General features: G+C 47.6%; 14 protein-coding genes and 3 tRNA genes. 9 read left to right on the forward strand and 8 right to left on the reverse strand.

What is annotated here, in order from left to right:
* The first annotated feature begins 45 nt into the window (after positions 1-45).
* Entirely contained in the window at positions 46-591 is a 546-nt protein-coding gene (locus tag A1sIIB106_RS04790; RefSeq protein WP_095671343.1) for a mechanosensitive ion channel family protein, read from the forward strand.
* Here the strand turns inward: A1sIIB106_RS04790 and A1sIIB106_RS04795 are convergent.
* The 4 genes from A1sIIB106_RS04795 to ettA are packed head-to-tail and all read right to left on the reverse strand — an operon-like array spanning position 563 to position 4,288.
* A complete protein-coding gene (locus A1sIIB106_RS04795; RefSeq protein WP_095677547.1) occupies positions 563-949 on the reverse strand; it encodes a globin in 387 nt (128 codons plus the stop codon). The two genes, A1sIIB106_RS04790 and A1sIIB106_RS04795, sit on opposite strands and share 29 nt — an antisense overlap.
* A complete protein-coding gene (locus A1sIIB106_RS04800) occupies positions 946-2,214 on the reverse strand; it encodes an MFS transporter (RefSeq protein WP_223299476.1) in 1,269 nt (422 codons plus the stop codon). The genes A1sIIB106_RS04795 and A1sIIB106_RS04800 overlap by 4 nt, the downstream gene beginning before the upstream one ends.
* Positions 2,214-2,621: an acyl-CoA thioesterase gene (locus tag A1sIIB106_RS04805; protein ID WP_095677548.1), complete on the reverse strand. Its 408-nt coding sequence runs from the start codon at positions 2,619-2,621 to the stop codon at positions 2,214-2,216. The genes A1sIIB106_RS04800 and A1sIIB106_RS04805 overlap by 1 nt, the downstream gene beginning before the upstream one ends.
* Complete coding sequence (gene ettA / locus A1sIIB106_RS04810) at positions 2,621-4,288, reverse strand: energy-dependent translational throttle protein EttA (RefSeq protein ID WP_095677549.1); 1,668 nt, start codon at positions 4,286-4,288, stop codon at positions 2,621-2,623. Before ettA ends, A1sIIB106_RS04805 begins: the two co-directional genes overlap by 1 nt.
* 52 nt (positions 4,289-4,340) lie before the next feature.
* Here ettA and A1sIIB106_RS04815 point away from each other — a divergent pair.
* The 6 genes from A1sIIB106_RS04815 (at position 4,341) to A1sIIB106_RS04840 (ending at position 7,344) form a co-directional block, all read left to right on the forward strand.
* A tRNA-Arg gene (locus A1sIIB106_RS04815) sits at positions 4,341-4,414 on the forward strand.
* A 1-nt stretch (position 4,415) separates the two neighbouring features.
* Positions 4,416-4,988, forward strand: coding sequence for an oligoribonuclease (gene orn / locus A1sIIB106_RS04820; RefSeq protein WP_095677550.1), 573 nt, complete (start codon positions 4,416-4,418; stop codon positions 4,986-4,988).
* A gap of 51 nt (positions 4,989-5,039) precedes the next feature.
* A tRNA-His gene (locus A1sIIB106_RS04825) sits at positions 5,040-5,115 on the forward strand.
* A 42-nt stretch (positions 5,116-5,157) separates the two neighbouring features.
* Positions 5,158-5,643: an inorganic diphosphatase gene (locus tag A1sIIB106_RS04830; protein ID WP_095677551.1), complete on the forward strand. Its 486-nt coding sequence runs from the start codon at positions 5,158-5,160 to the stop codon at positions 5,641-5,643.
* Positions 5,644-5,709: 66 nt separating this feature from the next.
* A complete protein-coding gene (locus tag A1sIIB106_RS04835) occupies positions 5,710-6,978 on the forward strand; it encodes an ammonium transporter (protein ID WP_095677552.1) in 1,269 nt (422 codons plus the stop codon).
* Between the two features lie 27 nt (positions 6,979-7,005).
* Positions 7,006-7,344 carry a P-II family nitrogen regulator gene (locus tag A1sIIB106_RS04840; RefSeq protein WP_095677553.1) on the forward strand — a complete coding sequence of 113 codons (339 nt, stop codon included), beginning with the start codon at positions 7,006-7,008 and terminating at the stop codon, positions 7,342-7,344.
* On the opposite strand, the gene A1sIIB106_RS04845 is transcribed toward A1sIIB106_RS04840, so the two are convergent.
* A complete protein-coding gene (locus tag A1sIIB106_RS04845) occupies positions 7,341-7,997 on the reverse strand; it encodes an HNH endonuclease family protein (RefSeq protein WP_095677554.1) in 657 nt (218 codons plus the stop codon). The genes A1sIIB106_RS04840 and A1sIIB106_RS04845 overlap by 4 nt on opposite strands.
* An 89-nt stretch (positions 7,998-8,086) precedes the next feature.
* On the opposite strand from A1sIIB106_RS04845, the gene A1sIIB106_RS04850 reads away from it, so the two are divergent.
* A tRNA-Lys gene (locus tag A1sIIB106_RS04850) sits at positions 8,087-8,159 on the forward strand.
* A 147-nt stretch (positions 8,160-8,306) separates the two neighbouring features.
* Here A1sIIB106_RS04850 and A1sIIB106_RS04855 read toward each other — a convergent pair.
* Positions 8,307-9,494, reverse strand: a complete 1,188-nt coding sequence (locus A1sIIB106_RS04855) for a hypothetical protein (RefSeq protein WP_095677555.1) — start codon at positions 9,492-9,494, stop codon at positions 8,307-8,309.
* 70 nt (positions 9,495-9,564) lie between these two features.
* Positions 9,565-10,767: a cysteine desulfurase-like protein gene (locus tag A1sIIB106_RS04860; RefSeq protein WP_095677556.1), complete on the reverse strand. Its 1,203-nt coding sequence runs from the start codon at positions 10,765-10,767 to the stop codon at positions 9,565-9,567.
* A gap of 97 nt (positions 10,768-10,864) precedes the next feature.
* Here A1sIIB106_RS04860 and A1sIIB106_RS04865 point away from each other — a divergent pair, with 97 nt between their 5' ends.
* The gene (locus tag A1sIIB106_RS04865; protein ID WP_095677557.1) at positions 10,865-11,731 is read left to right on the forward strand and encodes an alpha/beta fold hydrolase; all 867 of its coding nucleotides are present in this window, start codon (positions 10,865-10,867) and stop codon (positions 11,729-11,731) included.
* Here the strand turns inward: A1sIIB106_RS04865 and A1sIIB106_RS04870 are convergent.
* Entirely contained in the window at positions 11,718-13,436 is a 1,719-nt protein-coding gene (locus A1sIIB106_RS04870; protein WP_095677558.1) for a hypothetical protein, read from the reverse strand. The two genes, A1sIIB106_RS04865 and A1sIIB106_RS04870, sit on opposite strands and share 14 nt — an antisense overlap.
* Positions 13,437-13,495 lie beyond the last annotated feature (59 nt).

Raw genomic sequence — 13,495 nt, forward strand, 5'->3', positions numbered from 1 at the left:
ATTTGTAGGTCAATTTTAGGTAAAGAATTAGTTAGAGTTTGCGTTATGAGCGAGCAGACCCGCAATATCTTGGAATGGCTAAGCGGGGCCCCGCTTCGCGTCTTTAGCGTCTTGGTAGCCGCCTGGATTGCCCAGAGCATCGGTCACCGCGCAATCGTCAGAGCCGTCAACAAACTTGCGACCGCTGATTTAAAGCCAGGCCCAGGTTTTGCAAAGCGCCAATCTGAGCGCGCCCGAACAACTGGGTCGGTACTCACTTCGATATTGAAGGCGGCGGTTTGGATTATTGCGATCGCAATGATCCTGGGCGAATTCGGATTTAACTTAGGTCCGGTAATTGCATCAGCAGGCGTGATCGGCGTTGCTATTGGTCTTGGTGCGCAAACTTTGGTGCGCGATATCTTGTCAGGAATCTTTATGTTGATCGAAGATCAATATGGTGTTGGAGATCAGATCACAACTTTGGAGATTGAAGGTGTTGTTGAAAAAGTTGGTCTGCGCATAACAACGATTCGCGATAAAAAAGGCGTGCTTTGGTATGTACGAAATGGCGAAATATTAGTTATTGGGAATGCGTCTCAGAAGCATTAACCATTCCGTGCGCGGCCATCTCTAAATATTCGCGCAGCTGCACACGATGAATATCTGACATCTCCATACCTTCGAGTGCGCCCATAGCACAGTTAAGCCAAGCATTGCGCGCCGCTAAATCAATATGAAATCCGGCATGGCGCATACGAAGCCTTGGGTGGCCACGTTCTTCTGAGTAAGTAGTTGGTCCGCCCCAATATTGTTCAAGGAACATCTTTAGGCGAAGTGCTGCACCATGCATATCTTTCTCGGGATACATGGGGCGCAAAATTGGATCTGTTGCGACTCGGGCGTAAAACTGCGAAACGAAGTCGTTGAAGAAAGGCTCTCCCCCAACTTCTTCGTAAAACGTTGTCATGTTCGCAAGACCTTTTCGTCAACATTGCGCGCGATCTGTAATACAAAGTAAGCGGTAATGATGCACATTGCACCGCTTATGTAGAAGGCGACTGCATAATCGCCAAGTTGAACGCGCAAGATGGCGGCCCCGAAGGCAGCGATTGCTCCGCCAATTTGATGGCCTGTGAAAACCCAACCGTAAACGATGCTGGCTCTCTCCGGTCCAAGAATTGCGCGGCAGAGCATGATTGTTGGTGGAACAGTCGCAACCCAATCAAGTCCGTAGAAGATAACAAAGACCAAGGTGGATGCATGAATGTCGGAGAATAAAATTGAAGGCAATAGGAATAGAGAAAGCCCTCTTGTTCCGAAATAGAAAAAGAGCAGCTTTCTCGGGTCATAACGATCAGTTAGCCAGCCGCTAAAAACAGTTCCAATAACATCAAAGATTCCAACCATTGCAAGCAGCGAAGCAGCAAGCGTTGTTGGCATGCCGTGATCGTGCGCCGCAGGAATAAAGTGCGTACCAATCAGACCGCTAGTTGAAAGTCCACAGACAAAGAATGACCCATACAAATACCAGAAATCTTTCTTCTTTGCGCTCTGCTTCAAAGTATCGATTGCTAGCGCGCCGGCACTTAACTCGCTCTTTGCTGGTGGCTGCCAATCCGAATTGGCCCCGTATGGAAGGAGACCAACTTCAGCGGGGCTTTCGCGCAAGAAGAAAAATATAAAAGGGACAACTAAGATTGCAAATGACGAGACAGTTATTGAGACGCTCTTCCAGCCATAAGTATTGGCCAGGTGTGAAAGTCCAGGTAAGAAAATTAACTGGCCGGTTGCAGATGCAGCGGTAAGGACTCCGGTTACTAATCCACGTTTAGCAACGAACCAGCGGTTTGCAACCGTTGCGGCAAATACCAACGCCATTGAACCAGTGCCGATACCGACAATGACTCCCCAGGTAGCAATTAGTTGCCATGGCGCTTGAATAAAAATAGTGAGAAAGGCGCCAATTGAAATAGTTGTTAGCGCCGACATTACGACTCGTCGTATTCCAAACTTCTCCATAAGCGCTGCTGCAAAAGGTGACATCAGCCCAAAGAGAAGAACGTTTATCGCAACCGCTAAGGAAATATCTGAACGAGACCAGCCAAAGGCATCCTCAAGTGGAACGATTAGGACGGATGGCGCCGATCTAAACCCGGCCGTTGCCATAAGCGTTGCGAAGGTAACTGCAACGGCGATCCAGCCTGGGTGAATGCGGCGCGAAACTGGAGCCACTAATTACTCTCTTGGTAGCGCGAGAGGAATTCTCGCTCCGCATCGGTTAGCGGGCGTGACTTCTTGGTCTCCATAGATACAGCAACTTGCACAGTTTTGATCTTTGCAAAGATTTTGCCGCCGTCAGAGATTGTGTAGAAAAGAACAAATGAAGTGTTTCCGATTTTCTCAACAGTTATCTCTACATCAACAAAGCGACCGCCTTCGTATATCGGTTCAACGAAATCAACTTCAGCGCGGGCTACCACCATCTCGATTAGTGATGATTCGCGCATGGCTGCTGAGAATTCCTCAGTGGACCATAAGAACCGCGCCTCTTGAGCAAAGGTTAGGTAATTTGCATTGTTGACATGCCCGAAGGCATCAAGGTCATCCCAACGAACAAATTGCTTGTTGATGTACTTCATTAACGGGTTAGCTTTCGGTAGGTCGCACGATGCGGACGCGCGGCATCTGCACCAAGGCGAGAGATCTTGTTCTCTTCATAAGATTCGAAGTTTCCTTCGAACCAGAACCAACTGGAATCGCCTTCGTAGGCCAAGATGTGTGTTGCTACACGGTCAAGGAACCAACGATCGTGAGAGATCACAACTGCACAACCCGGAAATTCCAGGAGCGCATTTTCAAGTGATCCCAGAGTTTCTACATCGAGATCGTTCGTTGGCTCATCGAGAAGTAATAGGTTTCCACCGAGCTTTAAAGTCAACGCCAAGTTCAAGCGGTTGCGTTCTCCACCTGAGAGCACGCCGGCCTTCTTCTGCTGATCAGGGCCCTTAAATCCAAATGCAGATACATATGCACGAGAAGGCATTTCAACTTGGCCGACCTTTATAAAGTCCAAACCATCTGAGACAACTTCCCAAAGTGATTTAGAACCATCGATACCACCGCGTGACTGATCGACATAGGCGATCTTTACCGTTTCACCAATTTTTACAGTTCCAGAATCTGCTTTTTCGAGACCGAGAATAGTTTTAAAGAGCGTTGTCTTTCCGGCACCGTTAGGCCCGATGACTCCAACGATTCCGTTGCGCGGCAAGGTAAATGAAAGGTTATCGATCAAGATGCGATCGCCAAAACCTTTAACTAAGTTTTCTACCTCAACAACAACATTTCCAAGACGTGGTCCAGGTGGAATCTGAATTTCATCAAAGTCCAGCTTACGCATCTTGTCGGCTTCTGCCGCCATTTCTTCGTAACGAGCAAGACGCGCCTTTGATTTAACTTGGCGCCCCTTTGCGTTCTGGCGAACCCATTCAAGTTCTTCAGTTAAACGCTTAGCGCGCTTGGCATCTTTCTGTCCTTCGATTTTCAGACGCGTTGCCTTGGTCTCTAGATAAGTTGAGTAGTTACCTTCATATGGATAAGCGCGACCACGATCGAGTTCGAGGATCCATTGTGCAACGTTGTCGAGGAAGTAACGATCGTGCGTAATCGCAACGACTGCGCCAGGATATTTATTTAAATGTTGTTCGAGCCACAGAACAGATTCGGCATCAAGATGGTTTGTCGGTTCATCGAGAAGTAAAAGATCTGGTGCTTCCAGGAGCAACTTACAAAGTGCAACGCGGCGCTTTTCTCCACCAGATAGAACCTTCACATCAGCATCAGGTGGTGGACAGCGCAGGGCATCCATCGCCTGCTCAAGTTGTGAATCTAGCTCCCAAGCATTTCGGTGATCTAGCTTTTCTTGAAGGTCACCCATTTCGGCAAGTAACTTGTCGTAATCGGCATCAGGCTGTGACATCTCATCACTAATCGCATTAAAGCGATCGAGCATTGCAACGGTTTCAGCAACACCCTCTTTAACGTTATCAATTACATTTTTCTCTTCATTTAAAATTGGTTCCTGCATCAAGATGCCGACGGTGTAACCAGGAGTTAGGTATGCCTCACCATTTGATGGTTGCTGCAAGCCAGCCATGATCTGCAAGACCGTTGACTTACCAGCGCCGTTAGGACCGACCACGCCAATCTTTGCTCCGGGATAGAACATCAAGGTGACGTCGTCGAGAATTACCTTTTCACCATGCGCTTTGCGCGCCTTTTTCATCGTGTAAATGAACTCAGCCATAGAGAAAACCTTAGTGGTTGGTTTCGGTACAATTAACTAACGACCTCTGCAGGCGCCTGTAGCTCAGTCGGATAGAGCACTCGCCTTCTAAGCGAGTTGTCGCTGGTTCGATTCCAGCCAGGCGCACATGACTACACCTCTGCCCCACCTGATCTGGATCGATTGCGAAATGACCGGACTCGACTTGGCATCTGATGCCTTGGTTGAGATTGCGGTCTTAGTGACCGATTCTGACCTCAATGTAATTGGTGAAGGTGTAGATCTCGTTATCGCAACGACCCCTGAAAAATTGGCGGGCATGAACGAGTACGTAACCCAAATGCACACAACCTCAGGTTTGATCACTGAAATTCCAAATGGAGTAACTGCAAGTCAAGCCGAAGATGCGATTATTAAATATCTCGAATCCACCGAAACTGTTGCAGGTAAATCACCACTTGCGGGAAATTCCGTTAGCGTCGATCGCAATTTCATCGCCCGCGATATGCCCCGCCTTAATGAATACCTGCACTACCGAACTGTCGATGTTTCATCGATTAAAGAGTTGGCACGACGCTGGTATCCCAAGACCTATTTCGCAGCCCCCGCCAAGACCGGCAACCATCGCGCGCTGGGTGATATCCAAGATTCGATCGCTGAACTGGCGTATTACCGCTCAACCTTATTTATCCCGACCGCTACGACAGCCGAGTCAAACTAGATAACAGGTACGACCAGATAACAGGTACTATTGCCTTTCAATCAGCACATGGTGGACGTAGCTCAGCTGGTAGAGCACCCGGTTGTGGTCCGGGATGTCGCGGGTTCGAGCCCCGTCGTTCACCCCAAGTTTTTCTTTCCTACTTAAGCACTAAACGAGAGCGGTAATTATGATCTTCGACGTTGTAGTTGAAATCCCTGCTGGCTCGCGCAATAAATACGAAATCAATCACACAACTGGTGAAGTTCGTCTTGATCGCATGCTCTTTACCGCAACGCGCTTTCCGCACGATTATGGATTTGTAAAGAACACTCTCTCAAACGATGGCGATCCACTCGATGCTTTGATTATGTTGGATGAACCAACATTTCCTGGCTGCGTAGTTTCTTGCCGCGTTATAGGAATGTTCCGCATGACCGATGAAAAAGGCGGAGACGACAAGTTGCTCTGCGTTGCCGCTGGAGACATTCGTAAATCAAATCTCAATGATCTAGACGACGTCCCTGTTTACGAACTCGATGAAATCAAGCACTTCTTTGAGGTTTACAAGACGCTCGAGCCAGGTAAGGAAGTTCACGGCGGAGATTGGGTCGGACACGACGCCGCTGAAGAAGAAATCCTCGCGTCATATAAGCGATATAACGAAACCCACTAAGACTCCCCTTTAGCATTGCTCCATTGCTCCGCCACACATTAGGCGGTACAGATTTCGGAGAGCGCTGTGATTGATGTAAATACTGGTGATACCGCTTGGGTTCTAGCAAGCGCTGCCTTAGTTCTTTTCATGACACCTGGTTTGGCAGTTTTCTATGGTGGCATGGTTCGCGCCAAGAGCGCGCTAAATATGATGATGATGTCATTTGCCGCAATCGGTGTGTCAACGATTATCTGGGTGCTTTATGGATATTCGCTGGCCTTCGGTAAATCAAATGGTGGATTAATCGGAAACTTCGATCACATTGGTTTATCAAATACTTTGGATCAAGTAACTGGTGCAGAAGGTCATCAGATTCCAGTTCTTGCCTTTGCCATGTTCCAATTAACTTTCGCGATCATCACCGTTGCCCTTCTTTCGGGCGCAATCGCAGATCGTGCAAAGTACGGCTCATGGGTTGTCTTCGTAGCCGTTTGGATAACTCTGGTTTACCTACCTATCGCTCACTGGGCATTTGCCACACAAGGCGGTAACGGTGGATGGATCATCGACAAACTTGGCGCACTCGATTTCGCTGGCGGAACTGTTGTTGAAATCAACTCAGGCGCAGCAGCGCTAGCTCTTGCACTAGTTCTCGGAAAGCGGGATGGTTTCAAACGCGATCCAATGCGTCCACACAATATGCCGTTAGTTCTTCTTGGCGCAGGAATGCTCTGGTTTGGATGGTTTGGATTTAACTCGGGATCCGCACTATCTGCAGGATCTCTTGCAGCAACAGCAGTGATTAACACTCAAATTTCTACTGCAGCTGCAGCCATGACCTGGATCGCTTATGAAAAGAAGCGTGATGGCAAAGCAACAACCTTGGGCGTTGCATCTGGTGCAATCGCTGGCGCAGTAGCAATCACGCCTGCATGTGGTTTCTTAAACCCAATGGGCGCGCTAGTTCTTGGACTAATCGCAGGTGTTGCATCTGCTTGGGCGGTAACTCGCAAATACAAGTTCGGATATGACGATTCACTAGATGTTGTCGGCGTTCACGGCATGGGCGGACTTATCGGAATGCTCTTTATCGGTTTGGCAGCAACAGTTACTGCTAATGCTGCAGGTAAAGATGGCCTCTTCTTCAAGGGTGGCACGGACCTACTGCAATCTCAGGTAATCGCGATTGTCGCTGTTGCAACCTTCTCTTTCTGCGCAACATGGTTAATCGCAACCGTGATTTCAAAGACCATCGGCTTCCGAGCATTCCGCGACGACGAACTAAATGGCCTCGATACGACTTATCACGCCGAATCGGCATACGACATAACCGGAAACTCAAACCGGTACTAGAGTTCAAACAAGAGAAGCGAGATAAATATGAAGTTAATAACTGCAATCGTTAAGCCAGCAAAGGTCGACGACATCAAAGTTGCTCTACAAGCAGCCGGCGTTCACGGCATGACCGTCTCTGAAACCCGCGGCTTTGGCCGTCAAAAGGGCCACACCGAAATTTATCGCGGCGCTGAATACACAGTTGATTTCATTCCAAAGGTGCGCATCGAACTTCTTGCAGAAGATGCTGATGCCGCAAACCTTGTAGACATCATTGCAAACACTGCTAACACGAGATCTATCGGTGATGGAAAGATCTGGGTTACCCCAGTTGAAACCGTTGTTCGTGTGCGCACTGGCGAGCGCGGAGCAGACGCTCTTTAATTTGTCGGTGCTTTAAAGCCTGGGCATTTAGCAAGCAGGGATTGCATCGCGGCCTTTTCAGGTGGTGTAACCCAGAGGCCATACTTCGCCTTCACAACTATTTGTTGTGACACATAAGCACATCGAATATTTTTTAGAGGCGGAAGCCAAGTCGCAGCATCGCCATCGCCTTTCTGCGAATTAAGGCGGCCCTTTACCGCCAGTAAATTCATCGGGTCATTGGCAAATTCACGACGTTTCTCGTAACTCAACTTAAAGGCGCCGGTCTGCCAGGCATTTGATAACGCCACAACGTGATCTATCTGCACATCCATGCTGGACTTCACGCCGCGTTCAAATGAGATCTTCTCCCCCGAATACGGATCAACCAATATCCCAGATATAACCACGCAATCGCGGGTCCCTGATTTGAAAACGATTGAAGTTAAATCACGAGACAAAATATCGTTGCGGGTATCGCAGCCATTGCGATCGACATCAGACCATGCCGGACCAAATTGCGATCTCTCGTACCCAGTCTTTGGCGCTCTACCTTTAACGGCCAATGTTTCCAATACCGCTTCCGCTGTCTTGGTTGAAGCCTCAACTGGTACTTGACCCATGAAAACGCCTGCGGCCAATAGCACCGCAATACGTATCTGCCAGCGACTCATGTCACCATCTTCGCGTCAGCCGACGTGTTAGACAAGCCGCGCTGCCCTGATAGGGTCTGCTCTGCATTCAAACATTTGACCGTTTGAATGGGTTGTTAGCTCAGTTGGTAGAGCAGGTGACTCTTAATCACCGGGTCGGGGGTTCGAGTCCCTCACAACCCACGTATGTAAGTAAATCCGAGTTCCATTTCCAAACCTTGGATGTGGTTCAAATCCTTGAATAGTAGATATATCTGCCAAACCTTTATATCCAGTATTTGATCTCTTGACTCCTTTAGTCATAGGGAGAAGATGATTTTGGTTAGCGAATTAACGCGCTTCTAGGAACTGCTTTGAAACAGTCCGTGCCAGAATTGGCTTAGCGTTCGCCCAAGAAATTCCGTAGACCTTTTCAAAGGCTTGATCAAAAGTCATTCCTGACGCATATTTATCCAGTACATCAAAGGTAAATGAAATTCCACCAATCGATGTCAGTGCCTCAACAGCTATAAATCCGATGTCATAAATATGTTTACGTGTTGCTGAATCACATGGCTGCTGATGCTGCAGATCAAAGAATTTGTTGATACTTGCTTCTGAAAAATCAGGTAATCCACGCAGTGGCGGACGAAGCCAACTGCGACGGTTCTTTACGTATTCACTTAAACTTGCGCTGCTAGAAGTTTGCCCAACAACCTGCGGCTGTCCCTCAGAAAACCAGCAGGGAATCGAAAATCTCTTCAAGCCATACTTTTTGTAGATTGATTTCTGGATTGTGTGAGTAGTTTCGTGCGCATAGTGAGATCGTATAATTGCAGTATTTGTGTTTGAAGAGTTTGGTAATCCAGACACACCCTGAATTATCAACCCTGAATCAAGTGAAATATTTCCAAAAGCATTGTCACACTCTGCTTGCGAACTACAAGCTACGCCTACTTGATCTGAAAATGTGTCATTTAATGTGAATGGGGACGCAATCGTGCTGAGTCGAGTTTTTGCCCAATCCCTGTCGGTGAAATTAAACGCAACCACTAGGAATTTGGATTGTTTGGGGAAGTTTCCACCGAGTTGTTGAGCTCTAGAAATTCCATACTCAATTTCTGAGTAGGAATAAAGGATTTTTGTAGATTCACCTTTTTCAACATCCACCTTAATTGGCGTGCTCAAGGGTTGAGCAAAGAGTCTCTCGGCATCGACCCACACAGAATTAGGAATACCTTTGTAATTCGCTTCTAAATCTTCGAATGAAGTTGGCATTGCGGGAACGATTTCAATTTTAGGTGTTGGAGTTGGGGTCGGGGTCGGCGTTACGACTGGCATCGGCGTGGACAACTTCACGCCTTTGTTCCATATAAGTTTTTTGCCGGACTTGATGCATTTGTATTTGATTCCAGAAACAGTTGTAGCTGCATTAAGTTTGGTACAAGGCGCTCCCGCCTTAACTGCGCCAGAAGCCGACATCGCAGGAACCAGAACCATGATCAAGGCAAGAACGACTGCGGATATGGATCGCTTCATAGGATGATCTTAGATTTCCTTCTTAGTCGAGGCTAGTGGTGTTGAGGAGATTTTGAAGTGATTTTGTTACTTACCCAATGATTTCTTTCAATCCACCCACTAAACGATCAATATCGTCGCGCGTGGAATAAGGCGCCAATCCGGCACGAAGAGCACCTGCATCACCGAGCCCAAGCTTGCGAGAAGTTTCCAAGGCATAGAAATTAGATGCCGGAAGTGTCACGGCCTTCTTCGCCATAGCTTTATAGATCTCTGCACTTTCAAAGCCTTTGAATGAGAAGTAAAGCGTAGGCGTGCGTTTCTTAGCATGGCCGTAGAGAGTTATGCCTGGAAGCTCTTTGAGCGAACTTTCCATGTATTCCAAGAGTTCGTCTTCATAGGCTTCAAGCGCACGCATTGAGTTAACAATCTTGTCACGACGGCTTGTGGCACCGCCTGGCGCGAGATTTGCAATGTATTCAATTGCTGCAACGCTTCCCGCCATTAATTCATAAGGCAAGGTACCGAATTCAAATCTTTCCGGAACCATGTTAGTTGCAGGAAGCAACTTATCGTTCTGCAAAGTTTCAAGAAGTGCCGGAGCAGCAGCCAGTGCTGCGCAGTGTGGGCCGAACATCTTGTAGAAGGAAAACCCTATGAAATCGGCGCCAATCTCTTTTGCACTGATTGGTGCGTGCGGGGTTAGGTGAACTGCATCGACATAGAAGAGTGCACCAACTTTGTGGACTGCGGCACCAATCGCCTTTAAGTCGGGGCGAGTACCAATAGTGTTTCCAGCCCCGGTTACTGCAACAAGTTTAGTTTTGGCAGATAAAACGGATTCGACGGCTTCTACTGACAACTCTGTTGTATTTGGATCTAACTGTGCCCACCGAACGGTTGTGCCTACCGCTTCTGCCGCCTGTACCCAGGGGCGAACATTGGAATCGTGATCGAGAGTTGTGACTACAACTTCATCTCCTGGCCCCCAATTTTTGGCAAGGGTGCGTGAAAAATCGTACGTCAGCTGAGTCCAGGATCGGCCATAGACAACGCCACGTGGATCCACATCGATTAAATCTGCAACTGCCGCACGAAAACTTAGAACGATTTCTTCCGCGTTCTTTTCAGACTCAGTATTCACATTGCGATTAGAAATCGGCTTAGTGATGGCATCGGAGATCGTTTTGCCAACAACGTCAGGTACTTGGCTTCCGCCTGGTCCACAGAAAAATGCGAGGCCGGTATTTAACGATGGGAAACTTGCACGGACTTTGTTGACGTCATAGCTCATGTGGTTGAGGCTAACAGCGGTTGCATGAACTTCTCAATAGCAAAAGAGTGTGGTCGTTTACCTGCAAAACTGAGGCTTTCTCCGATACGCTTTTTAAATGACGCAGACTCGCCAGAATTTCACGCTCTCCGTTGGACGCAATCTTGAGTATTTAACCAACGGACTCAAATCAGAGGCCGCGATTATTCTGCATGCCGGAACTACACAAGACATAGCTGGTTGGCAGACCTGGCTTGATTACTTTGCTTCGAAAGGCATATTCGCGCTCTCATTTGGACGAAGTGGATATGCCGGAAGCACCAACCAGCCAGGGCGTATAACTCTTGATGTAGCCAAAGACGTTGCCGAACTTTCCCAACATCTCGGGATAACCAAGTTTGTAAACCTAGGACTTTCTGGTGGTGGGCAACATGCGATTGCTACAGGACTTGATCCTCGTTCAGTTGGCGTTGTAACGGTCGGAAGCTTGGCTCCCTTTGCTGAACTCGGTGAGCGCTTCTATGACGGCATGCAACAAGCTGATCTCGATGAATACGCAGATGCACTGCGCGATATCAACGACTTAATCAAACGTTTTCAGGGTTGGCAAGATGGAAACGTTGCCGATTCCGTTGCTGGAGCAGAATTGAGCGAACGCGATCAATTGGCAGCCTCAAAGCCAACTTGGAAGGTGGTGCTCGATTCCTGCGCCTTCACAATGGAAAAAGGCTGGGATTGGGTGGCAGATGATTACAGCTCATACCTGCAGCCATGGGGTTTTGATCCGCGTGATGTAAAGGTGCCAACAGTTATTTGGCAAGCAGAGTTAGATAAGAACGTGCCAGTTCAACACGGAAAATGGCTTGCAGAACACATGCCAAACAACCGTTTTGATCTCCGCGCCGGTGAAAGCCACTTAGGCCTTTACGTAAACTACGAAGAAGAGATCATGCAGAGCGCAATCGCTCTGCTTACTTCTTCTTAAATCCTGTTGGGCAGACTGGCTTGACGGCAGTCACCCTCTTGGAAGTTTTCCCCTTTACGCATGTGATGGTGGTCTTCTTTGCGACCGCAGGCTTTGCAACCGGAGTAGCAACCGGCTTGTCTGCTTCTTGTGTCAACTTAACGCGAACTGTTGGAGCCGAGTAGGTAAATCCATTTGCTGATAGGTAGAGCCAGCCATTCTTTTCGTTGACTGTAGTTGTGGCAACCTGAGCAGTTCCATCTGAAGAAACGATGCTAATCGTTGCAGATATCGGAGCCTTAGAGAATTTATATAGGCAACGCGCTGCTTCGGAGCTCAAAACTAGATTGTAGTTTCCAACATTGTCCTTGCCGTTAGCATCGTAATGTGGAGAGGAAACCTTGTAATCAAGTGACTGTGTTGCCTCATTGAATGTAGGAGGAGCTGAAACATACATATTGGCATTTGTCGTGACTATGCCCGTCAAATTAGTGTTGTTTGAAAGGCACGCAGACGTGCCCGAACTAAAAATTTCCTGCTGGCTTAGAGTTCTGGCAATCCAAACGGACTTAGTTCCGATTGCCTTGTCTTTAGCTACTTCAAGCCACCATAAATACTCTTTGAAGCCGTTTGCATCGTATTGATCGAATGCCTGCAGCAACTGGACGCTATCTCTTCCCTTGCCTAATTTATCGTCATATACGAAATTTCCGCCCCAATCATTCATGGCGTAGAGGTAGTCGTAAAGACCCTTAGGCATATCTGAATTCTTTACCCAAGCACTTAACACTGGAACAGAAACAGGTCCACCTTCAACTGAGAATATCTGTCTTCCCATCGAATCCGTTGAGATTTTAATTGTTGGATCAAGGAGGCGCCCATGCATAAAACTGGTTAACTGAATACTCGTTCTTATCTCAAGACGATAACGCACATCGTTTGGAAGTGGCCATGCCAGGCCACACTCACCGGTATCGCCAGTATGTGCACCAATTACGAAGCAGCCCATAGTTGGTGTATTTGAATACCAAGCTTTTCCAGATGAGTCTGCTTTTCCAGCTCTAACGCGAATATCTGGGTAAGAAGGATTCTTATCTGAAGACATCGCAAAAATGCCAGAATTAAATTGATATGGAGAGAGCATTGGCTTGCTTCCACCATAACCACCGGGGTGGAAATAATCTGCAAAGACTAGGAATTTATCTCCGCCTTGGTGAGTTATTCCATCAAAGGTCCAAATGGAAGGTAATCCTCCGTCGGGAATCTTTAGACTGGCATCACCTTTAAACGTGTAGTCAGACTTTTCTGGGAAGTTAACGACAAACTTTCCTGGAATTTCTCTGCCGGCTTTAATCGCCGTAACGCCAATAATGCAATTTGTATCGGCATCAGTTTTGCAAACATCGAGTACTGCGTCATACCAAATGTTATCTGCATTAGTGCAATTTGGATCTGAGTATGAGCGGCAAACAAAAGCCTCCTTCTGAACCCACGCACCATTTTTCTGCTCGTAATACATTCCAAGCAACTTAGAGTGACTGCCTGTGATGCGTCCTGCATCTTCAACTAAAATACCTGTGTAACCACCAACGTTCTTAACTGCAGGTCCCTGATCCTGAAACTGTTCAATTGGCTTGGTATCTGCGCTGGCGAGAATCGGAACCGATAGCCCCAAAATCAGAAGTGTTGAAAGTAGGCTCTTGATCAGCTTCTTGGACTTGCGCATTACGGCTCCCCCGCAGATTTAGAACATGGAACTATTTGAAACTTCACCGCATTTGGGGG

The sequence above is a fragment of the Candidatus Planktophila lacus genome (assembly GCF_002288325.1).
GTDB classification, from domain to species: Bacteria; Actinomycetota; Actinomycetes; order Nanopelagicales; family Nanopelagicaceae; genus Planktophila; species Planktophila lacus.